At 70.3% G+C, this 20789-nt stretch carries 18 protein-coding genes; all 18 read right to left on the reverse strand.

Translation table 11 applies throughout. The features are described from left to right. Nucleotides 1–2: 2 nt before the first annotated feature. Nucleotides 3–2957, reverse strand: a complete 2955-nt coding sequence (locus tag F6X38_RS10150; RefSeq protein ID WP_161992700.1) for a bifunctional [glutamine synthetase] adenylyltransferase/[glutamine synthetase]-adenylyl-L-tyrosine phosphorylase — start codon at nt 2955–2957, stop codon at nt 3–5. Further along, nucleotides 2926–4371, reverse strand: coding sequence for a sensor histidine kinase (locus F6X38_RS10155; RefSeq protein WP_150969621.1), 1446 nt, complete (start codon nt 4369–4371; stop codon nt 2926–2928). The genes F6X38_RS10150 and F6X38_RS10155 overlap by 32 nt, the downstream gene beginning before the upstream one ends. 7 nt (nt 4372–4378) lie before the next feature. Further along, nucleotides 4379–5056 carry a response regulator transcription factor gene (locus F6X38_RS10160; RefSeq protein WP_150969784.1) on the reverse strand — a complete coding sequence of 226 codons (678 nt, stop codon included), beginning with the start codon at nt 5054–5056 and terminating at the stop codon, nt 4379–4381. A gap of 155 nt (nt 5057–5211) precedes the next feature. Then, complete coding sequence (locus F6X38_RS10165) at nt 5212–6768, reverse strand: Do family serine endopeptidase (protein WP_150969622.1); 1557 nt, start codon at nt 6766–6768, stop codon at nt 5212–5214. 127 nt (nt 6769–6895) lie between these two features. Continuing rightward, nucleotides 6896–7339 carry a cytochrome c-type biogenesis protein gene (locus F6X38_RS10170; protein ID WP_246191299.1) on the reverse strand — a complete coding sequence of 148 codons (444 nt, stop codon included), beginning with the start codon at nt 7337–7339 and terminating at the stop codon, nt 6896–6898. Nucleotides 7340–7425: 86 nt separating this feature from the next. Further along, a complete protein-coding gene (locus F6X38_RS10175; protein WP_150969624.1) occupies nt 7426–9420 on the reverse strand; it encodes a heme lyase CcmF/NrfE family subunit in 1995 nt (664 codons plus the stop codon). Then, the gene (gene ccmE, locus F6X38_RS10180; RefSeq protein ID WP_150969625.1) at nt 9417–9917 is read right to left on the reverse strand and encodes a cytochrome c maturation protein CcmE; all 501 of its coding nucleotides are present in this window, start codon (nt 9915–9917) and stop codon (nt 9417–9419) included. Before ccmE ends, F6X38_RS10175 begins: the two co-directional genes overlap by 4 nt. Continuing rightward, a complete protein-coding gene (gene ccmI, locus F6X38_RS10185; RefSeq protein ID WP_161992701.1) occupies nt 9914–11086 on the reverse strand; it encodes a c-type cytochrome biogenesis protein CcmI in 1173 nt (390 codons plus the stop codon). The genes ccmE and ccmI overlap by 4 nt, the downstream gene beginning before the upstream one ends. Nucleotides 11087–11208: 122 nt before the next feature. Then, complete coding sequence (locus tag F6X38_RS10190; protein ID WP_150969627.1) at nt 11209–11613, reverse strand: hypothetical protein; 405 nt, start codon at nt 11611–11613, stop codon at nt 11209–11211. Nucleotides 11614–11668: 55 nt separating this feature from the next. Beyond that, nucleotides 11669–13063, reverse strand: coding sequence for an ATP-binding protein (locus F6X38_RS10195; protein WP_150969628.1), 1395 nt, complete (start codon nt 13061–13063; stop codon nt 11669–11671). Beyond that, nucleotides 13050–13721: a response regulator transcription factor gene (locus F6X38_RS10200; RefSeq protein WP_150969629.1), complete on the reverse strand. Its 672-nt coding sequence runs from the start codon at nt 13719–13721 to the stop codon at nt 13050–13052. Before F6X38_RS10200 ends, F6X38_RS10195 begins: the two co-directional genes overlap by 14 nt. 42 nt (nt 13722–13763) lie before the next feature. Beyond that, nucleotides 13764–14027 (reverse strand): hypothetical protein, encoded by a 264-nt coding sequence (locus tag F6X38_RS10205; protein WP_150969630.1) that lies wholly within the window; start codon nt 14025–14027, stop codon nt 13764–13766. Nucleotides 14028–14119: 92 nt separating this feature from the next. Next, nucleotides 14120–14350: a hypothetical protein gene (locus tag F6X38_RS10210; RefSeq protein WP_246191291.1), complete on the reverse strand. Its 231-nt coding sequence runs from the start codon at nt 14348–14350 to the stop codon at nt 14120–14122. Next, nucleotides 14347–18246 (reverse strand): baseplate multidomain protein megatron, encoded by a 3900-nt coding sequence (locus F6X38_RS10215; RefSeq protein ID WP_150969631.1) that lies wholly within the window; start codon nt 18244–18246, stop codon nt 14347–14349. The genes F6X38_RS10210 and F6X38_RS10215 overlap by 4 nt, the downstream gene beginning before the upstream one ends. A gap of 3 nt (nt 18247–18249) precedes the next feature. Beyond that, nucleotides 18250–18684 (reverse strand): NlpC/P60 family protein, encoded by a 435-nt coding sequence (locus tag F6X38_RS10220; protein WP_150969632.1) that lies wholly within the window; start codon nt 18682–18684, stop codon nt 18250–18252. Continuing rightward, nucleotides 18684–19571: a DUF2163 domain-containing protein gene (locus F6X38_RS10225; RefSeq protein WP_150969633.1), complete on the reverse strand. Its 888-nt coding sequence runs from the start codon at nt 19569–19571 to the stop codon at nt 18684–18686. Before F6X38_RS10225 ends, F6X38_RS10220 begins: the two co-directional genes overlap by 1 nt. Then, complete coding sequence (locus F6X38_RS10230; protein ID WP_150969634.1) at nt 19568–20203, reverse strand: DUF2460 domain-containing protein; 636 nt, start codon at nt 20201–20203, stop codon at nt 19568–19570. The genes F6X38_RS10225 and F6X38_RS10230 overlap by 4 nt, the downstream gene beginning before the upstream one ends. Continuing rightward, the gene (locus F6X38_RS10235; RefSeq protein ID WP_150969635.1) at nt 20204–20788 is read right to left on the reverse strand and encodes a phage tail tape measure protein; all 585 of its coding nucleotides are present in this window, start codon (nt 20786–20788) and stop codon (nt 20204–20206) included. It abuts the gene before it with no gap. Nucleotide 20789: the final 1 nt, after the last annotated feature.

Genomic DNA, 20789 nt, shown 5'->3' on the forward strand with positions numbered 1-20789 from the left:
GGCTAGCCGCCGTTCGGCAGCCGCCGCTCGAACTCGCGGCGGACCTCCGCTGCCATCGCCTCCACCGCCGGTTCGATCGCCGCCGCGCCGTCCAGCCCGAGCGAGGCGGCGAGGCGTCTGGCGAGGGGTTCGGGCAGCGCGTCCACCGCGAAGGCCTTCTCGGGGCCGAGCCGCAGAAGCTGCAGCACGCGGGTCTGCCGACGCATCGCCTCGACGCAGTCCCGCGAGACGACGTTCGATGCCGCGAGGATTTCGGCGGTCGGGTGGCCGATCAGGTCGGCAGGCACCGCGCCGGTCAGCACGGACCACTGCGCCAGGAATTCGAGGTCGATCAGGCCGCCCAGCCGGAGCTTCAGGTCGAGCGGCCCGCGCGCCGGCTTCTCGCGCCCGATCAGCGCGCGCATCGCCGCCACCTCAGCGCTAATGGCTGGGTCGTGGTTCCGCTCGGCGATGATCCGCCGGATCGCGGCGCTGACCTTTTCGCCGAATCCCGCGTCGCCGGCGAGGAAGCGCGAGCGGGTCAACGCCATACGCTCCCAAGTGCGACCCTCGTCGGCTTGGTAGCGCAGGAAGGCGTCGATATGGGTGGCGAGCGGCCCCTTGTTGCCGGATGGGCGCAGGCGGAAATCCACCTCATAAAGGACGCCCTCACCCATCGGGCTGCCGAGCGCCGCGATGAGGCGCTGCGTCAACCGCGCATGGTAAACGCTTGCGGGCAGCGGCTTTTCGCCATCCGATTCATCCTCATTCTGAGGATGATCGTAGAACAGGATCAGGTCGACGTCGGAGCCGGCGGTGAGTTCGCGGCTGCCAAGCCGCCCCATGCCGAAGAGGGCGATGCGCCCGCCCGGAACCGCGCCGTGCCGCGCGGCGAAGGACCTCACCACCGCCTCGAAAGCGCGCGCGATCGCGACGTCGGCGACGTCGGCGAAGGCGAGGCCCGCCTCCTCGCCCTCGATCGCGCCGGACAGGAGCCGCGCCCCGACGAGGAAGCGCTGGTCGGAAGCGAAGAGGCGCAGCCGGACGAGTTCGTCTTCGTAGTCGACGACGTCGTTCATGAAGAACCGCAGCCGGTCCTCCAGCAGCGAACGCTTCGGCAGTTCGCGGAAGAAGGTCGGATCGAGGAAGGCGTCGAAGACGTGCGGGCGCTGCGAGATGGTCGCGGCGAGCCGCGGCGCGGAGGTGACGATCAGCGTCAGGAGGTCGAGGACGCGCGGGTTCGAGGCGAGCAGCGAGAAGAACTGCAGCCCGGCCGGCAGCCCGGCGATGAAGGCGTCGAAGGCCACCAGCGAGCCGTCCGGGTCGCTCGCCGCGGCGAGCGAGCGGAGCAGCGGGCCGAGCACGTCCGCCAGATGCCGGCGCGCGGCGGGCGAGCGTGTCGCCCGGTAGCGACCGGCGCCCCAGCCGGCAAGGACGCGCGCGCTCGGCTCGGCACGAGCGAAGCCGAGCGCTTCCAGCGCCGCCGACAGGCCGCCGAGGTCGCCGGCCTCGATCATGCGGAACAGACGCTGCCCCTCGTCCTCCGCCGCCTCGCCGCCGGCGAAGAGCTGGTCGAACTGCGCTTCCGCGAAACCGAGCCGCTCCAGCAGCTCGTTGCCGAAGGCATCCGCGTCCGGAAAGGCCAGCAGGCCGGCGATGCGGGCGAGCCCGGCGGCGTCTTCGGGAAGCGAATGCGTCTGCTCGTCGGCGACCATCTGCACGGCATGTTCCGCGCGGCGCAGGAACCAGTAGGCTTCGGTGAGGCGCGCAGCGGTTTCGGGCAGGATCCAGCCGCCCTCCGCGAGCAGCCGCAGCGCTTCGTCCGTCCGCCGCACGCGCAGTTCCGGCGAGCGGCCGCCGGCGATGAGCTGCTGCGCCTGCGCGAAGAACTCGATCTCGCGGATGCCGCCCGGGCCGAGCTTCAGGTCGTGCCCGGCGATGCCGACACAGTCGAAGCCGTGATGGCGATCGATCCGCCGCTTCATCGAGCGGACCTCGTCGATCGAGTTGAAGTCGAGGTATTTCCGCCAGACGAAGGGGGCCATTTCGCGCACGAAGGCTTCGGCCGCGGCCATGTCGCCGGCGACCGGTCGGGCCTTCAGCATGGCCAGCCGCTCCCAGTTCCGGCCGCTGTCCTCGTAGTAGACGAGCGCCGTCGGAACCGGCACCGCCAGCGGCATCGCCCCGGGATCGGGCCGGAGCCGCAGGTCGGTGCGGAACACGTAGCCGTCACCGGTGCGCTCGCTCAAAAGCCGGATCAGCCGGCGCACGATGCGCGAGAAGGTCTCCACCGCCTCGTCGCGGTCGACGACCGCCGCGGCGTCCGGCTCGAAGAGGACGACGAGGTCGATGTCGCTCGAATAGTTCAGCTCGCGCCCGCCAAGCTTGCCCATACCGAGCACGAAGAGCCCCGTCCCGTCCTCGGGCTGGGCATGGTCAGGGAGCTTCAGGGCACCGCGCCGGTCGGCGTCGAGCAGGAGGAAGCGCAAGGCGGCGCGAACGGTGGCTTCGGCGAGATCGGAGAGATCGGCGGTGGTCTGGTCCGGCGAGGCCGCGCCGAAGAGGTCGCAAAGCGCGATCAGGAGCGCGGCTTCGAGCTTCGCCTCGCGCAGCGCCGTCATCAGGCGCGCTTCGGTCATATCGCCGGCATGCAGCGTATCGAGACTTGCTAGGATCGCCGCGATGCGATCCGCGGCATCGGTATCGAACAGGCGTTCGAGCCAGTCCGGGCGGCGGAGCAGGATGCCGTTCAGGTAGGACGACAGGTCCATGATCGCGCCGAGACGCCGGGCGGCCGGGTCGTCGGGGCGGCGGCAGAGTCGCGCAAGCCGCTCGCATCCGGCCTCGTCGGCGGATCGGCCGAGATCGGCGAGCCAGACGGCGGCCTTCGCCGAATCGAGCGGCGTCGGGACAGCCTCGCCGCCGATCCGGACGAACTCGTCACCTTCAGGCGCGGATCGCGACCGCCGTTCCGTCATGCGCCTCGCCTCCCGCCGCCGGCAGATCGACGACGACTTTAAGGCCGGGCTCGGCATCCTCAAGGGCGAGCGTGCCGCCGTGCAGGCGGACGATGGCCTGCACCAGCGACAGGCCGAGGCCGGAACCGGGCTTCGTGCGACTGCCGTCCAGCCGGAAGAAGCGCTCCAGCACCCGGCCACGCTTGTCCTCCGGGATGCCGGAGCCGTTGTCGGCGACGGTCAGCCGGCGCGTCTGGCCGCGGTCCTCCAGCGCGATCTGCACCACCGGCTCGCCACCCGCGCCCGCGCCGTATTTCAGTGCGTTGTCGATGAGATTCGACACCGCCTGGCTGACGAGCTCGCGGCTGGCGCGCACCGGCATGGCACCGCTTGCGGCGACCTCGATGCGACCGCCGGCCTCTTCCGCCAGCGGTTCGTAGAGCTCGGCGAGGTCGGAGACCAAGGCCGCGAGGTCGACCGCCCCCATCTCGGCCGGGTGGAAACCGGCCTCGACGCGGCTGATCATCAGGAGCGCGTCGAAGGTGCGGATCATCTGGTCCGACTCGGCGATGTTCGCCTCCAGCGCGGTGCGCGGGTCGCCGCCGGTCGAGGCGTCCGCGAGCGCCGCTTCCGCGCGGTTGCGCAGCCGCGTCAGCGGCGTCTTCAGATCGTGGGCGATGTTGTCGGACACCTGGTTCAGCCCCTCGCGCAGGAGCGCGATGCGGCCGAGCAGCGCGTTGAGGTTCGCCGACAGACGGTCGAACTCGTCGTTCGCGCCGGTGACCGGCAGCCGCTCGTCGAGGTCGCCGGCGAGGATGCGGGCGGAGGAGGCCGACATCCGGTCGAGCCGCACCAGCGCCCGGCGGCCGACGAAGACCCAGGCGAAGAGCGCCCCGGCGCCCATCAGCGCCAGCGCCAGGATCAGCGCGCGGCGGACGAGCGTGCGGAAGCGCTCCTGCTCCGTCTGGTCGCGCCCGACGAGAACGCGCATGCCGTTCGGCAGGTTGATGATCTGGGCGACAGCGAAATGCAGCCGCTCGGACGTATCGTCGGAGAAGCGGTCGTAGGCGAAGGCCCTCTCGGTAAAGCCGGCACGATCAAGGACGCCGGGCTCCAGCGCCTCGACATTGCCGGTGAGGATGCGGCCGGTCGGATCGGTGACGAGGTAGAGCGAGGCGCCCGGCTGGCGCGAGCGGCGCTCGATCGAGCGGACGAGGCCGACGATGCCGGTCTTCTGGTAGACCTGCCCGAGCTCGCCGATCTCGTCGCCGATCGTGTCGCGACTCTGGTTCTGGAGAAGGCTCGTCGCGCTCGCCGTAACATAGACGACGAGCACCACGGCGAAGACCGCGAAGAGCGCGAGATAGACGGCGGACAGGCGCACCGCCGTCATCCGCATCAGGGCGCGGAAGCCCGGACGGCGGGGCGGCGACATCACGCGGTCAGGCGTCGGCGCGGATGATGTAGCCGGCACCGCGCACCGTGTGGAGGATCGCCGGCCCGGCTTCCCGCTCGATCTTCGAGCGCAACCGCGAGACATGGACGTCGATGACGTTGGTCTGCGGGTCGAAATGGTAATCCCAGACGTTCTCGAGCAGCATGGTGCGCGTCACCACCTGCCCCGCATGCTTCATCAGGTATTCGAGCAGGCGGAACTCGCGCGGCTGCAGGACGATCGGCCGGCCAGCCCGCTTCACCTCGTGGCTGAGGCGGTCGAGTTCCAGGTCGCCGACTCGGTAGACGGTCTCGACATCCCTTCCGCCGCGCCGCCGGCCGAGCACCTCGACGCGGGCGAGAAGTTCGGCGAAGGCGTAGGGCTTGGCGAGGTAATCGTCGCCGCCGGCCCGGAGGCCCGTGACGCGATCGTCCACCTGGCCGAGGGCGGAAAGGATCAGCGCCGGCGTATCGACGCCCTTGCCGCGCAGGCCCGCGACGACGGACAGGCCATCCCGTTCGGGCAGCATGCGGTCGACGACCATCACGTCGTAGTCGTGGGTATCCGCCATGTGGAAGCCGGTATTGCCGTCGGCCGCGTGGTCCGGCACATGCCCCGCCTCGCGAAAGGCCTTCACGAGATAGGCGGCGGCCTCGCGGTCGTCTTCGATGATCAGGATGCGCATCGGCTCCGGCGCGCTGGACTTCGCTAGCGACATCATGGCGTTTCCTCGGGGCGGCGGAAAGACCTCGTCCGGTCGAAAAAGGGCGGCGGTCGAACCGACGCGCCGCCCCTCGGATCAGGCCTCGCCACCTTGCGACGGCGAGGCCGGCTCGCGTCTCAGCCCTTGGCGATCGGCAGGGCGACGAAGCGGTTCTGGTCGCCGTTGCGGAGCTGGAACAGCACCGCCTTGCGGCCGGTCTTGCCGGCTTCGTCGAGCGCGCCCTGCACGTCGCGGCGGGAGGCGACCTCCTTGCCGTTCACGGTCACGATCACGTCGCCGGTCTGGACGCCCTTGTCGGCGGCCGACGAGTCCGGGTCGACGTCGGTGACGACGACGCCCTTGCCGTCGTCGGAGGGCGTCAGCGTCATGCCGTAGCCCGACAGCGAGGACGGCGAGACCGCCGGCTTGTCCTCGTCGTCGTCCTTGCCGTTCGACGCCTGGTCGAGCGACGAGATGTTGCCGAGCGTGACCGGCAGCGTCTTCGCGGCGTTGCCGCGCCAGACGGTGACGTCGACCTTGGTGTCCGGAGCGAAGCCGGCGATCTTGCGCGACAGCTCGCGCGGGCTCGTAACCGTCTCGCCGTTCACTGCGGTGATCACGTCGCCGGTCTGGATGCCGGCCTTGCCCGCCGGCGTGTCCGTCTCCTGCAGCGTCACGATCGCGCCGTCCGTGTTGGCGAGGCCGACCGCGTCGGCGATGTCCTGGCTCACCGGGCCGATCTGCACGCCGAGCCAGCCGCGCTGGACGCTGCCGTTGTCGCGCAGCGACTGGATCACCGTCTTCGCCGTGGTGGCGGGGATCGCGAAGGCGATGCCGACATTGCCGCCGGACGGCGAGAAGATCGCGGTGTTGACGCCGATGACGCGGCCGGAGAGATCGAAGGCCGGACCGCCCGAGTTGCCGCGGTTCACCGCCGCGTCGATCTGCAGGAAGTCGTCGTAGGGGCCGGCGCCGATATCGCGGCCACGGGCCGAGACGATGCCCGCCGTCACCGAGCCGCCGAGGCCGAACGGGTTGCCGACCGCGACCACCCAATCGCCGACGCGCGACTTCGAATCGTCGCCGAACTCGACATAGGTGAACTTCTGACCCTTCGGATCGACCTTGAGAAGCGCGAGGTCGGTGCGCTTGTCGGTGCCGATCAGCTTGGCGTCGAACTCCTTGGCGTCGTTGGTGACGATCGTGAAGGTCTCGCCGCCGTCGACCACGTGGTTGTTCGTCACGAGGTACCCATCCTCGGACACGAAGAAGCCGGAGCCCTGCGCCATCGCGCGGGGTCCGTCGCGGCGGGGACGCATGCCGTGCTGGCCATTGTCGTTGCCGCCGCCGCGCGGGTTGCCGAACTCGAAGAAGCGGCGCAGCGGATGGTCGCGCGGCAGGCTCTCGAACGGGTTGCCGTTGCCGGACTGGTCGCCGTTGTTGCCGTCCTCGTCGTCGGAGGCGACGACGTTCGCCTTCTCCTTGACGCGGACCGAAACGACGGCCGGCGCGACCTTCGACACAACGTCGGCGAAGCCGGGGTTCTGCGCGGGGGGCGTGACGGAAACCGGCTCGGCGAAAGTCGGATGGACGCTTGTCACGATGCCGCCGGCAATCGCGGCGCTGGCGACGCCGGCCGCGAGGGCGGCGGCGAACAGGCGGGAGCGGCGGGGCTTGGTCTCGGTGGGCTGCATGGGAGTGGTCCTTCTCTCGATCGCTCCGGCGTCGCCCGCCGGTCGTGTCGGAGAGATAGGTAAGTCCCGGCAGATTACGGGACCCCTTCCCGTCCATGAAATCTTGTTAAGAACCGAGGACAAGGTTCTAAGCCGAGGGTGTGCCCTCACGCTCCGCGAGAAGCCGCTCGATCGCGGCTTCTTCGTCGCAGCTGAGTTCCGGCCCGGAAGTCCGGCGCCGGCGCGCGGTCCATACCGCATAGAGGGCGCCGCCGACGATCAACAGCACGGGTGCCCCCCAGAGCAGCAGCGTCGAGACATGCAGACGCGGCCGCAGGAGCACGAATTCGCCGTAGCGCACGACGACATAGTCGAGCACCGCCTCGTCGTCGTCGCCCGCCTGCAGCCGCTCGCGCACGACGAGGCGCAGGTCCTTGGCGAGATCGGCGTCGGAGTCGTCGATCGACTGGTTCTGGCAAACGAGGCAGCGGAGTTCCGCCGAGATCGTGCGCGCCCGGCTTTCCAGCTTCGGGTCGGCGAGCATCTCGTCCGGCTGGACCGCGAAGGCGATGCCGCCGAACGAATCGACCATTCCTGACGGCAGGCGCGACGGACCGGTGGCGACGACCGGCCAGACCAGAAGCAGGATCGCCGCGACGAGGAGTTCCGCGAAGCGCTTCATTCCGCCGGCACCGCACCGGGCTTCGGACGCTGGCGGACGCGCGCCGGCGCGCCGACCCGCATGCGCCGGTCGGCGAGCGACAGGCCGCCGCCGAGCGCCATCGCGACCGCACCGAGCCAGATCAGCGTGATCAGCGGCTTGTACCAGATGCGCACCACGCGCCCCTTGCCGTCCGCACCGGACGCATCGCCGACGGCGACGTAGAGCTGGCTCAGCCAGTGCGTGCGGATGCCCGCCTCGGTCGTCGGCATCTGCCGTGCCGGGTAGAAGCGCTTGGCGCCCTCGATCGCATCCACCTCGTCGCTGCCGCTAAGCAGCGTGAAGCGCCCGACCTCCTCGACATAGTTCGGCCCCTGACGTGGCGTGACTCCGTCGAAGCGGAGCGAGTAGCCGCCGGCCTCCTGCGTGTCGCCGGGCCGCATCATGCGGATCGTCTCGGTGCCGAAGCCGGAGGTCGCGACGATGCCGAGCAGCGTCAGTCCGAGGCCGAAATGCGCCAGCGCCGAACCGAAGGCGGATAGCGGCAGGCCGGCGAGCCGGCGAAGCGCGAGCATCGGACCGGCCTTCGGGAAGCCCGCTCGGCCGACGAGGTCGACCAGCGAGCCGGCGAGCAGCCAAGCCGCGAGCCCGAAGCCGAAGGCCGCGAGGATCTTCGTTCCCCCCGTCAGCGCCGCCGCGAGGACGATCGCCGCGACTGCCACACCGGCAACGGCATAGAGGCGCTGCGCGGCGGCGAGGAGATCGCCGCGTTTCCAGGCCAGCAGCGGCCCGAACGGCACGGCGAAGAGCAGCGGCACCATCAGCGTGCCGAAGGTGAGGTCGAAGAACGGCGCGCCGACCGAGATTTTCTGCCCGGTGAGGACCTCCAGCCCGAGCGGATAGAGCGTGCCGACGAGCACGGTGGCGGAGGCCGTGGCGAGGAAGAGGTTGTTGAAGACCAGCGCTCCTTCCCGGCTGATCGGCTGGAACAGGCCGCCCGGCGCCAGCGCGCTCGCGCGCCACGCGAAGAGCGCCAGCGAGCCGCCGACGAACGCGACGAGGATGCAGAGGATGAAGACACCGCGCGTCGGGTCCGTCGCGAAGGCGTGGACGGAAGTGAGAACGCCGGAGCGGACGAGGAAGGTGCCGAGCAGCGAGAGAGAGAAGGTGAGGATCGACAGGAGGATCGTCCAGACCTTCAAGGCCGAGCGCTTCTCCATGACGATGACGGAATGCAGCAGCGCCGTGCCGGACAGCCATGGCATGAAGGACGCGTTCTCGACCGGGTCCCAGAACCACCAGCCGCCCCAGCCAAGCTCGTAATAGGCCCAGTAGGAGCCCATCGCGATGCCGAGCGTGAGGAAGATCCAGGCGGTCAGGATCCACGGCCGCACCCAGCGCGCCCAGGCCGCGTCGATGCGCCCGTCGATCAGGGCGGCGACCGCGAAGGAAAAGGCGATCGAGAAGCCGACATAGCCGAGATAGAGGAGCGGCGGATGGATCGCGAGGCCGATGTCCTGCAGGATGGGATTGAGATCCTCGCCTTCGAACGGCGCCGGCAGGAGCCGCGCGAACGGGTTCGAGGTCGCGAGGATGAAGACGAGGAAGGCCGAGGTGATCCAGGCCTGGACGGCAAGCGCCGTCGCCTTCAGCTCGGCCGGCACGTCGCGCCCGAACAGTGCGAGCAGCGTGCCGAACAGGCCGAGGATCAGCACCCAGAGGAGCATCGAGCCCTCGTGGTTCCCCCAGACGCCGGTGATCTTGTAGAGGAGCGGCTTCTCGGAATGCGAATTCTGGAAGACGTTCAGCACGGAGAAATCCGAGCCGACATGCGCCATCGTCAGCGAGGCGAAGGATAGGGCGATGAGCGAGAAGCCGGTGACGGCGGCGAGCGGCCCGAGTTCGGCCAGGCGCCCGTCGCCGATCCGCGCGCCGACGAGCGGCAAGGTCGACTGGACGAGCGCCGTCGCCAGCGCCAGCACCAGCGCGTAGTGGCCGAGTTCGACGATCACGAGCCGGGAGCCGCCGCGCTCGCCACCGGAACGGCCTTCGCCGACGTCGCGGCGGGCTTCGGCTTGCCGTCCTCCCAGAGGCCGCGCTGCTTCAGGTCGTCGACCACCTCCTTCGGCATGTAGTTCTCGTCGTGCTTGGCAAGCACCGCGTCGGCCGTGAAGACGCGGTCGGGCCCGAGCGTCCCTTCCGTCACCACGCCTTGCTCCTCGCGGAACAGGTCGGGCAGGATGCCGCGATAGACGACGGCCACGCTTTCCACCGAGTCGGTCACGCGGAAGCGCACGAGGTCGCCGCCGCCTCGCTGCACGGAGCCCTTCTCGACCAACCCGCCGAGGCGGATGCGCTGCGCCGGGTTCGGCGCGTGCGAGGCAAGCTCGGTCGGCGACGAGAACAGGCTGATCGACGAGGAAAAGGCGAAGAGCACTAACCCCGTCGCAGCGCCGACGACGGCGAGCATCGAGCCGATCGTCAGAAGCCGCTTGCCCTTTCGCGTCATTGCGTCGCCTTCCGTTCGCCAAGCCCGAGACTCGCCGCGAATTCGTCGAGCGAGCGCCGTTCGGACGAGCCGTCCGCAAAGATCGCGCGGGCGCTGGCATAGGCCTCGCCGGCCTTCGCCGCGTCGCCGAGCACCGAATAGGAGCGGATCAGCCGCTTCCACCCATCGGGATCGTTCGGGGCGGATTTCAGGCGTTCGGCGAGCTGCGACACCATCCCCTGCACCATGGCGACCCGGTCGGCGGGCGACAGCTCCGCGGCGGCTGCCATCTCGCCTGCATCGGGGCCCGACTGCGGCGCGGCGGATGCGACAGGCGGCTGCTCCTTCGCACCGGTCTTCACGCGAGCCTCTTCGAGGGCATTGCGCGCAGGGCCTATCCACGGGGCGTCCGCCGGCCCCGCATCGACGATCGTCTGCCATGCCGGGACTGCTTCGGCGTAGCGCTCGCGCTGCGACAGGCCGAGGGCCAGGTAGAAGCGCGCCGGGCCGTTGGCGGGATCGAGTTCGATCGCCCGTCGGAACGTATTGTCGGCCTCGTCCGTCACCGTGCCGGACGCGACTTGGACTTGCGCCTCGCCCTTCATCGCCTGCCGGTCGGCCGTGCTCCCGAGCAGGCGGATGGCGTTGTCCGCGGCCTTCACTGCATCCGCCCCGCGGCCGAGGCGAAGATAGACCGGTAGCACCGCCTCCCAGCCGCGCCCGTCGTCGGGATCGGCGCGCAGCCGCGCTTCCGCAGCGGCGACGAGCGTCCGCATATCCATGTTCGCCGGATCGGACGACAGCCGCGCCGCGAGCGGCCGGTCCGCTTCGCCCGGTTTGCCGATGCGTTCGTAGAAAGGGATCGCAGCGGCGCATGCGGCGACGATCGCCACGACCGCCCCGACGGAGGCGAGCCGGCCGCTCGCGGACGGGCGTTCCGGGCCCGCGGCTCCGTCCCTTTCGGCTGCGGCCCTCAGCAGGCGCCGGCCGATCTCGGCCTTCGCGCTCGCGGCTTCCTCGGACGGCAGAACGCCCCGCCGCAGGTCGCCCTGCAGTTCGCGAAGCTGCGCGCCGTAGACCTCGACGTCATGTCCGGCGCGCGACGGCAGCGGCCGGAAGCCCCGCAGGAAGGGGCTGGCGAGCGTCGCGGCGGCAAGGACGGTCAGGAAGATCGCAAGGGTCCAGAACAAATTCCAATCCAGCCCCGGAAAGGACGCGCGGGCGAGCGCAGTCTCCGCCGAAGACGCGAGCGGCGATGCGCGACGCCCTCATATCACGGATAGTGCTGGAATTGGCTAGGGTTGGAACGATCCTAGACGACGATCTTCCAAGCCCCGTCCTCGCCGCGGCAGGCGGTGCCGACCTGTTTCCAGGACTTGGCTCCTTCCAGGACGATGTGGGTGAAGCCGCGGCAGTCCTGCGAACCGATGCGGTAGAGCTGGGTCGGCATCACCTGCCCCTGCCACTTGCCCTCGCTCCAGTCGACTTCCTTGCCGGCGGGCGCGAACTGGAGCGCCTGGAACTCGGCGTCGATGGCCTTCACCTTCGCGTCGCCGCGCAGCTTCACGTCCTTGATCTGACCGACGAGGCCGTCGCCGAGCGACTGCGCGCCGTCGGACAGCGCCGGCCCGTCGCTGCCGCCGAGGCCGCCGGAAAGACAGCCCGACAACGCCGACAGGCAGACGAGAAGAACGCCGACCCCGAACCCGTTCCGCATGCCGAAAACCTGCCCGTCTCGCCGGCCCGGTCATGCCGGGCGCGCGGGATCACATTTAGGAGAGTTGCCGATCGAGCGCCAGCGGCAGACGGATCGTCGCGCGCAACCCGCCGAGGTCGGATCGCGACAGGGCGAGATCGCCGCGATACTCGCGAACAAGGTCGGAAACGATGGAAAGCCCGAGTCCGCTGCCGGGCTTGCGCTCGTCGAGCCGGCGTCCGCGCTTCAGGGCCTCGGCGATCTCGGCTTCGTCCAGCCCCTTGCCGTCGTCCTCGACCACGGTCGCGAACATGTCGGGCTCGCCATCGACCGGCGCGACGGCGACGCGGATGCGGGCCGCCGCCCATTTCGAGGCGTTCTCGAGGATGTTGCCGACCATCTCCTCGTAGTCCTGCTGCTCGCCGGCGAAGACGAGTTCGCCCGGTCCCGCGGCGGCGGCGGCGGGTCCCTCGATCGTCAGTTCCGGGCTCAGCTTGCCGATCACCCGGACGAGTCGGTCCAGCACCGGCGCGACTGGCGTCCGGAACACGACGCCCTCGCTCTGCGCCGCGACGCGGGCGCGATCGAGATAGTGCTGCACCTGAAACTGCATGCGCTCGCACTGGTCGAGCACGAGCCGCCCCTTCTCGCCGCCGATCGTCACAGACTCGTTCTTTAGCACCGCCAGCGGCGTCTTCATCGAATGGGCGAGATTGCCGACCTGCGTGCGCGCCCGCTCGACGATGCGGCGGTTGTTGTCGATGAGCGCGTTCATCTCCACCGCCAGCGGCCGGATCTCGATCGGAAAGGTGCCGACGAGCCGCTCGGCGCGTCCCGCCCGGACCTCGCCGAGCGCGCGGCGCACGCCGGTCAGCGGCTTGAGGCCGAACAGGATCGTCAGCGCGTTGATCACGATCGAGCCGAGCCCGAATACCGCGAGATAGATGGCGAGGGTGCGGTCGAACTGCCGGATGTCGGCCTGCAGCAGGCTGGCATTCCCCATCACCCGGAACCGGGCGGCGCGGTTGTCGCCGTCCAGCACGATCTCGGTCTCCACCACCGTCAGTGCCTCGCCTTCGAGACCCCTCGCCTCGTAGGTCCGGCGATAGGATGGATCGAACGGCGCCAGCACCGGTGACGGCGCGGGGATGTCGGCGGGGCCGAGCGAGATCGAGGCGAGACGCCCTTTCAGGTTGTCGCTGGCCGGCAGCACTTCCCAGTACCAGCCGGACAGCGGCTGCGAGTAGCGCAGGTCGCCGAGATCGGGCGACCCGGCGAGGTTGCCCTCCGGCGAGACCGCGACGCTCGCGACGATGTTGTAGAGCTGCGCGACGAGAAGGTTCTCGAAGCCGCGCGAGGCGGTCTGGCTGTAGATCGCCGAGATGACGCCGCCGATCACGAAGATCGCGGCGAGAACCCAGAGGCTCGAAAACGCGATGACGCGGACGGCGAGCCGGTCAAACCCCGGCATCGGCGTCGTTCATCCGGTAGCCAAGGCCGCGCACGGTCTCGATGAGGTCGAGCCCGATCTTGCGGCGCAGCCGTCCGACGAAGACCTCGATTGTGTTGGAGTCGCGGTCGAAATCCTGGTCGTAGAGATGCTCGATCAGTTGCGTGCGCGAGACGATCTTGCCGCGATGGTGCATGAGGTAGGCGAGCAGCCGGTATTCGTGCGAGGTGAGCTTCAGCGGCGTGCCGTTCACGGTCGCCTTCGAGGCGCGTGTGTCGAGCCGGAGCGGGCCGCAGTTGATCTCCGACGAAGCGTGTCCCGCCGCGCGCCGGATCAGGGCCCTCACCCGCGCCATCACCTCCTCGATGTGGAACGGCTTCGTCACGTAGTCGTCGGCGCCGGCGTCGATGCCGGAGACCTTGTCGCTCCAGCGGTCGCGGGCGGTGAGGATCAGCACCGGCATCTTGCGGCCGTCGCGCCGCCAGCGCTCGAGCACGCTGATGCCGTCCATCTTCGGCAGGCCGACATCGAGCACCACGGCGTCGTACGGCTCTGTATCGCCGAGGAAGTGCCCTTCCTCGCCGTCGAAGGCGCGATCCACGACATAGCCGGCATCGGCCACCGCCTCGCAGAGCTGGCGGTTCAGGTTCGGGTCGTCCTCGACGATCAGGATTCGCATGGGCTCCGCGCGCCGATTTCCACGGCAGTCAAGATGCGCATGTCATTGTGGCACGACAACCGTCTGCCGCCGCGGTCGCCCGCCATCCTTCGCCGGAACGATGACCGTGACGACGCATACCATGCGCCCATCCTGGTTGCGGCTGCGTACGGAAAGAACCCGCCCGCCGGTCTGCGCCGCCGCATCGGCAGCCGCCTGCGAGCAATCCGCCGCGGCCACCAGCAGGGGCGACGGCGTTTCGGCGGCTGCCTGCAGCGGCACGACCGCGCCCAGAGTCGAGATCGAAAGAAGCAAGCGAAGGATCATCGTCAGTCCGATCTCGGCCGGAGAAACATATCGCCCGCGCCTCGTGAACGCGGCATGAATGGGGCGGGGCAGGCCGCCCCGCCCCGCTTCCATCAGCCGATGGTCGACTTCGCGTCGAGCCGCCCGACGATCGCCACCAGCGCGCCGACGGCGGCGGCCGCGTCGGTGACCGCCGAGGCCAGGTCCACCCCGGTCGCGGCATCCACCTTCACCCCGAACAGGCCGGCGACGGCTGCGGCGAGCGCCAACGCACCGCCCCAGATCGTCTTCGAACGATACCATTCCTTCGTCTGCATCATGCCTTCCTCTTTCCGCCACTTCATGCTCCCGGTCGGCCGAAGACCGCCGAGCGCTCCGTTCCGGCCTCGTGCCGAAGACTGAGCTGCGCCACGCGCGCCGTAAGCGTCGCGGGCATCCTGCCGAAGACCTGCATCTGCTCGCCGGCCGAGACGATGAGCGACGCCGCATCGCTTTCCCGCACGAGTTCCACGCCGGACCCGTCCGACAACGTGACGCGGTAGCGTTCGATCTCCTCCCCGAGCGGTACGTCGATGCCGTCCCAGCCGTCGCCCGCGATCCGGGTCCGGCGCACCCATCCGAACGTCGCCGAACCGTCCGGCGCGAAGGCGCAGCGCAGATGCACCGGCGAGAGCGGCCTGACGGCGCGAAGCCCGAGCGCGGCGGCTTCCCGCGCCACGCCCTCGCCGTCGAGCGGCTGCCCGAGCACCGCCACCCGCCAATCCAGCGTCCGGCCGATCTCCCGGGTCTTCAAGTGCAGCGGTTGCGTGGCGGCGTCCAGCAGCACGAAGGCCGCGCCGGCCTCGGCGCCGGCCACCGTGGCGTCCTCGGTGCCGCCCTGCCCGCGAGCCAGCGTCCGAAGCCGGAACCGCGAAGGGGCGATCTCCTCCGCGCTCTCGAACTGCAGCACTTCCCACGCTCCCGAACGCGACTGCACGGCGCAAAGATTGGCGCCAGCGAGAAGCCGCTCGCGCTCGATCGAGTATAGCGCGCCGCGATAGAGCTCGACCTCCAAGACGTTCGCGCCGTCGATGACGCCGACCGGACCGGCCGCGAGACCGAATCGCAGTTCGCCCATCGTGGACGGCACGTCGAGAACGAGCCGCGTCTCGAACGGTCCGCCCGCCGCCGACGCTTGAACGAGGAGCGGCTTCGGCGGGTGGACGAAGCCCGCGATCCGCGCCGCCTCTTCCGGCACGGCCGCGTCCCCCTGCGGAAGGTCGAGCAGCAGCACGAAGGGTCGCGACGCACCTTCCGGCTTGTTCGGGAGCGGGGCCGTCGGCACCCCGCCATCGCCGGCGAACGCCACCGCGCCCGGCAGCCGCCGCGCCTCGACACGCCGCGCGAGCCCGCTTTCGATCCGCGTGACGAGCCACCGGCCCGGCCGGCCGGCCACGTTCACCGCATCGCCCGGCTCGACGGCGAGCTCCGTCGGCGCGAGCGCGAACCGCAGCGTCTCGCGCCCGCTCAACCCCGCGCCCAGCACGCCCGCCGCGAAGCGCCGCGCGTCATCCTCCTCCAGCGCCACGGGCAGTTCGATCGTATCCTGCCGCGGAAACTCAGCGTCGGGACGCACCGCCCCCGCTGCTCCCGGCTGGTAGAAACGCGCGGCATCGATGAACCCGACGACCACTTCCTCGGCGGTCTCGCTTTCTTCCGCCCGCCGCGCCTCCACGAAGGGCTGGTCCTCGTCGGTCTCGGCAAAGGCCTCGATCGACGCAGCCGTTTCGAGCGAGGCCGTGGAGCGGAACACGAGCCGGCCGGCCTCCGCATGGGTCACGACCCCGCAAAGTCGCAGAAGTTCCTCCAGTTGCGCCCGCGCCGAGCCGGGCGTGCCGACGAGGTAGCCGGCGACGACCGCATCCACCTGCGTGGCATCGACGGCGGCGAAGCCGTGATCGGCGAGCAGCGTGCGGATCAGGCCGTCCAGCGGCGCCTGTCCCAGCCGGCCGGTCAGCCAGTGCCCACGCCGCCAGTTCGCACCGTCGCTCCAGACGTCGGCCCGACCTGGAAAGGCCGGATAGGGCCGCGCGTCCCAGGCCCAGAGATGGATGCCGGCCGGGTCCACCATCCGGCCGCCAAAGACCGGCGATAGCGGGTTGTCCGCGTCGCGGAAGCCTTCGACCGCCGGATCCCAGAAGCCGAGATGGGCGTCGAGGAAGCGCCGCTGCATCAGGTCGTCGCGTGCGCCGGTCGAGAAGTACGGCTTGGCGCTCTCGCCGGATTTCGGGTCGAGGAACACGTTCGGCTGGTTCGCGCCCTTGTCGATCGCCGCGCAGCCGAGCTCGGTGAACCAGATCGGTTTCGACATCGGCACCCAGGCACTCTTCGCCGCCACCTCGACGCCGCCGCGCCGCTCGTAATGCGGGTTCGACCACCAGCCTTTCAGGTCCTTGCCGCGGAACACCCACGGCTTGCCGCGCCCGTCGGCGATCGGCGTGCGCCGCCGCGCCGCCCTGTCCGCCTCGCTCGCGTAGTACCAGTCGAAGTTCTCGCCGCCCGCGATGCCGCGCCGAAGCGCGTCGCGGTCGTAGGGCGAGCGCGCCGCGTCCAGCCCCTCGCCGCCCGCATCCTCGTCCCGCCAGTCGGCGATCGGCAGATAGTTGTCGATCCCGACCATATCGATCGCCGGATGCGCCCAGAGCGGATCGAGGTTGAAGAAGACGTCGTCGGAGCCGTCCGCCGGCTGGTAGCCGAAATACTCGCTCCAGTCCGCCGCATAGATCACCTTCGCGCGCGGCAGCACCAGCTTCACGTCGGCCGCCAGAGCGGCCAGCGCCGCAACGAAGGGGAAACCGCCGCCCGCATCCCGCACCCGCGTCAGGCCGCGCAGCTCGGAGCCGATCACGAAGGCATCGACGCCGCCGGCGAGTTTCGCCAGATGCGCCTGATGCAGCACCATCCGGCGATAAGACCATTCCGCCGGCCCGGCATAGCTCACCGTTCCGCCGCCGATCGCGAAGTGCTCCACCCGAGCCGCCCCGACGAATCGCCGCACCGTGTCCGCGGCCGCCGTCGTGCCGTCGCCCGATCCCGCCCGGCCCGGCTCCCTGTCCAGCGTGATGCGACCGCGCCAGGGATAGGCGGCCTGTTCGGCGCACCCGTAAGGATCGGGCAGGTTGTTGCCGGCGGGCACGTCCATCAGGAGGAACGGGTAATATGTGACTTTCAGCCCGCGCGCTCTCAGATCGGCGATGGCTCGCAGCACGCCCGCGTCGCTCGGCGTCCCGCCATAGGCCGGACCGCCACCGCTCTCGCTGATCAGCCGCGCGCCGGTGCGATCGGTCGGGCCGACCCGCCACGGCTTCGACTCGTTCCGGCTGCCCGCCTCGACGCCCGGGCGGATCGTGCACGAGCCGGCGCGCAGGTCGTCGCCGAACCACGCGACGACGAGCGCCGCCCGCTCCAGCTTCGGGCAGAGCGCCGTCAGCTCGTCGATCGAGGCCTCGAAGTCGCTCGCGCCGAACAGCATGTTGCGGTTCAGCAGCCGATCTTCGCCCCGGCGCACCCGCTCGCGCACGCTCGACGGGTCGAGCCCGTGCTCGCTGGCGCCGGGAATGATCGTAACGGCCCGGATGTTCCGTTCGAGATCGCCCACCGGCCGCACCACCTCGCAGGCGATCTGCGGGATGCGGTTGCCCCATTTCTCCAGCGGCAGCCGCTCGATCACGATGTAGGCGAGGCCGCGATAGCCCGGCGCGTTCCCCGCTCCCTGCTTCGCCTCGATCAGCGGGTCCGGCATCTGATCCTCGCGCCCGAGATGAACGCGCAGGCTCACAGCCGTCAGGTCGAGTTCCTCGCCGTCCGCCCAGACGCGGCGGATGCAGGCGATCGGCCCCTCGCAAAGCCCGATCGCGACATTGCCGAAGTAGCTGTAGGTGGTGACGGTCTGCTCGCCACCGCCGCCCTTGCCACCCTGCCGCTCGGTGTCCTTCTCTTCTTCGAAGCGCGTGGTCCAGATCATCTGGCCCGCGATCCGCGCCGTGCCGTAGAGGCGCGCGACGCCCGCGCCCTCGTCGGCCTCCTGGATGCGCGCGGCGGCGAGCCGGGGCCCCTCCACGCGGCGTTGCGGCGAAAGCAGCGAACTGTCGATCGCCGCGCCGCCGAGCGCGCCGAGCGCCCGCCCCACCACGCCGCCGACCGGACCGCCGATCAGCGTCCCGAAGACGCCGCCCGCCGCCTGCAGAAGGATCGTCGCCATCGATCAGCGCTCCGGAAACCTGAACGTGCCCACGATCCGCCGCCGCCAGCTCGGGCCGAGCGGCGACGAAACGACGGCCATCCCCTCGTAGGCGTGGATGAGGCAATCCCCTTCGTCGAGGATGCCGCAATGCTTGGCGACCGCTTCCGGCCGCCAACGAAAAACCGCGACGTCGCCCGGCCGCATCTCGTTCGCCGCAACCGGAACCAGATGGCGGCCCGCCGCCTCCAGCAGCCGCTCGCCGAGCCCACGCTCCGCCCAGTCCGCCGTATAGGCGCCCGCCTCCTCCGGCTCGCGCCCGTACACCTCTCGCCACACCCCCCGAACGAGGCCGAGACAGTCGCAGCCGACGCCGCGGCGCGAGCCCTGATGGCGGTACGGCGTGCCGACGAAGCCTCGCGCCGCCGCCAGCACGAGTTCCCGAACCGGACCGTCCATCACGGCACCACCGGCGAACCGTCGTGCCGGCCGTCCTTCTTGGCGAAGGCGAACGCGGCGTCGCCGCCCGGCAGATGCGGAAAACCGCGAAAGTTCAGCCCGTTCGCGAAGACCGCCCGACAGGTCGCGAAGCTCTTGTCGCAGCCGGCCTTGAGCGTCGCCCCGTCGCCAACGACGATCCCCTCCGGAGCCCCGCCGAGAAAAGACGCGCGCACGCCGCCGTTTACGGCAAGCGACGCCAAATCCGAGACGAGACCTCGCGCCGCGCCGCCCGTCCACTCGACGCGGCCCTGCTCGAACAAACTTCGTTCGATCCCCTCCGCCCCGGCGAAGCTGACGATGCCCGAGGCATCGACCGCCTTCACCGTCACCTCGGCGCGGAAACGCGGCTGTTCCAGATCCACCCGGCAGCGCGCATCGCCGAGCACCGCATCGCAGCGCCGCCGGTAGAAGCGCCCGCGCCGGCGATCGAGCTGCGCGGCGATCCCGCGCAGTTCCGCCGTGAACGCCTCGCCGCGTCGCGTCACCTCGCCGAGTTCCGCGACGTCCAGCAGCATCCGCTGTTCGGGCGACGCCCAGTTGACGACGAAAGTCTCGACCTTCGCGCCGTCGTAGCGCCCGGCCGCGATATCCGTCTCGTCGAGACTCAGCGACGAGAGGGCCCCGTCCACCTCCTGCGTGCCGGCGGCAAGTCCGACCTCGGCCTCCGCCTCGCTGCCGGATAGCCCGCTCGCCGCCTCGAACACCGTCCCGTCGAAGCGCACCGTCTCGTCGTGGTCGGTGAAGCCGAGCACGACGCCGTCCTTCCGCGTCAGCCGCCAGCAATGGGAGAGCGTCGTCGCCTGGCCGGCGAGATGCGCCTTCAGGCCGTCCGGAACGGTTCTCATGGCCGGATCTCCACCAACGGCAGCGTGGGGATGTCGCCCGCCTCGAAAGCGGCGACGTTCACGGCGAGATGGTCGATGTCGAAGCGCACCGGCACGTCGAACTCGAAGCCGGCCGTGATTGCGGCACCCTTCGCGGGTGGGCTCGCGAAACTCACGATCCCCGTCCCGGCGTCCAGCGACACGCCCGAACCGACGGCGGTTCCACCGACCGCCACCTCGAGCGTGCCCGCGACCGGCTTCCCGATCGGCCGCACATACGCGTCGGCCCCGACCCCATACCGTTTCACCAGCGCGAAACTCTTCGTCGCGCCGTCGCCGGTGCCGATCGTCTGGTCGAACGCCGTCACCGCGGTCCCGAACGCGCCGGACCGGCTGTCCAGCGGATCGCGGAAGCGGAACCCGACGAGCTTGCCGCGCCGCGCCTCGAAGAAGGCGAGCACTGCGGCGAGGTCGGCGAGGCTCTTCACCCCCGACCCCGCGTCGTAGCGGCGGAAGGCGTGGGCGTGCCGCTGGTTGCGGGTCTCGAATCCGGTCGAAAGCCGCACGACCTCGATCCGCCGTTCCGGTCCGCCGCTCGTGCCGAAGGCGACGCGGAGCGGAAACCGCTCCTCGCTGAAAGCCGCGATCGTCATTTAGAGCCCCCGCCGTCCACGGTTGGCGGCCCGCGCCAGCATTGCCTGGATCTGCGCTTCGGACCGCCGAAAGCTCGCCGCGTCCGCCGCCGTCACGTTGAAGACGATCGGCTGGCCGCCACCCTTGCCGCCCTCTCCGGTCGCGACGCCGAGCCTTCCGTCCGGCCCGCGCCGAAGTGGAAGGATCGCCTCCGCCCCGGCCTCGCCCATCAGCCCGATCTGCCGGCCGTTCGGGAAGTAGCTCGGGCTCGCCACGACACCGCCCTTCGCGAAAGGCACCACGCTCGCACTCGCCGCCGCACCGCCGGCGAAGAGTGAGCCGACGCCGTTCGCGAGCTGGCCGATCAGCCCGCCCGCGATCGAGGTCACGGGCTTCAGCGCCGCGTTCAAGGCGATCGTCGAAATCCGCAAGGCCAGTTGCCGGAACACGCCGTCGAGTGACTGCCCGCTCACCACCGCACCCCGGAACGCCGCGTTCATCGCGGAGCCGAAGGCGTTGGCCTTCGCGGTCATGTCGCCGAGCGCCTTGTCGAGCGCGCTCGTGTCGGCCTCGATGCCGACGCGATAGGTCTCGTCCGCCGCCATT

The sequence above is a fragment of the Plantimonas leprariae genome (assembly GCF_008802405.1).
Classification (GTDB): Bacteria; Pseudomonadota; Alphaproteobacteria; order Rhizobiales; family Rhizobiaceae; genus Plantimonas; species Plantimonas leprariae.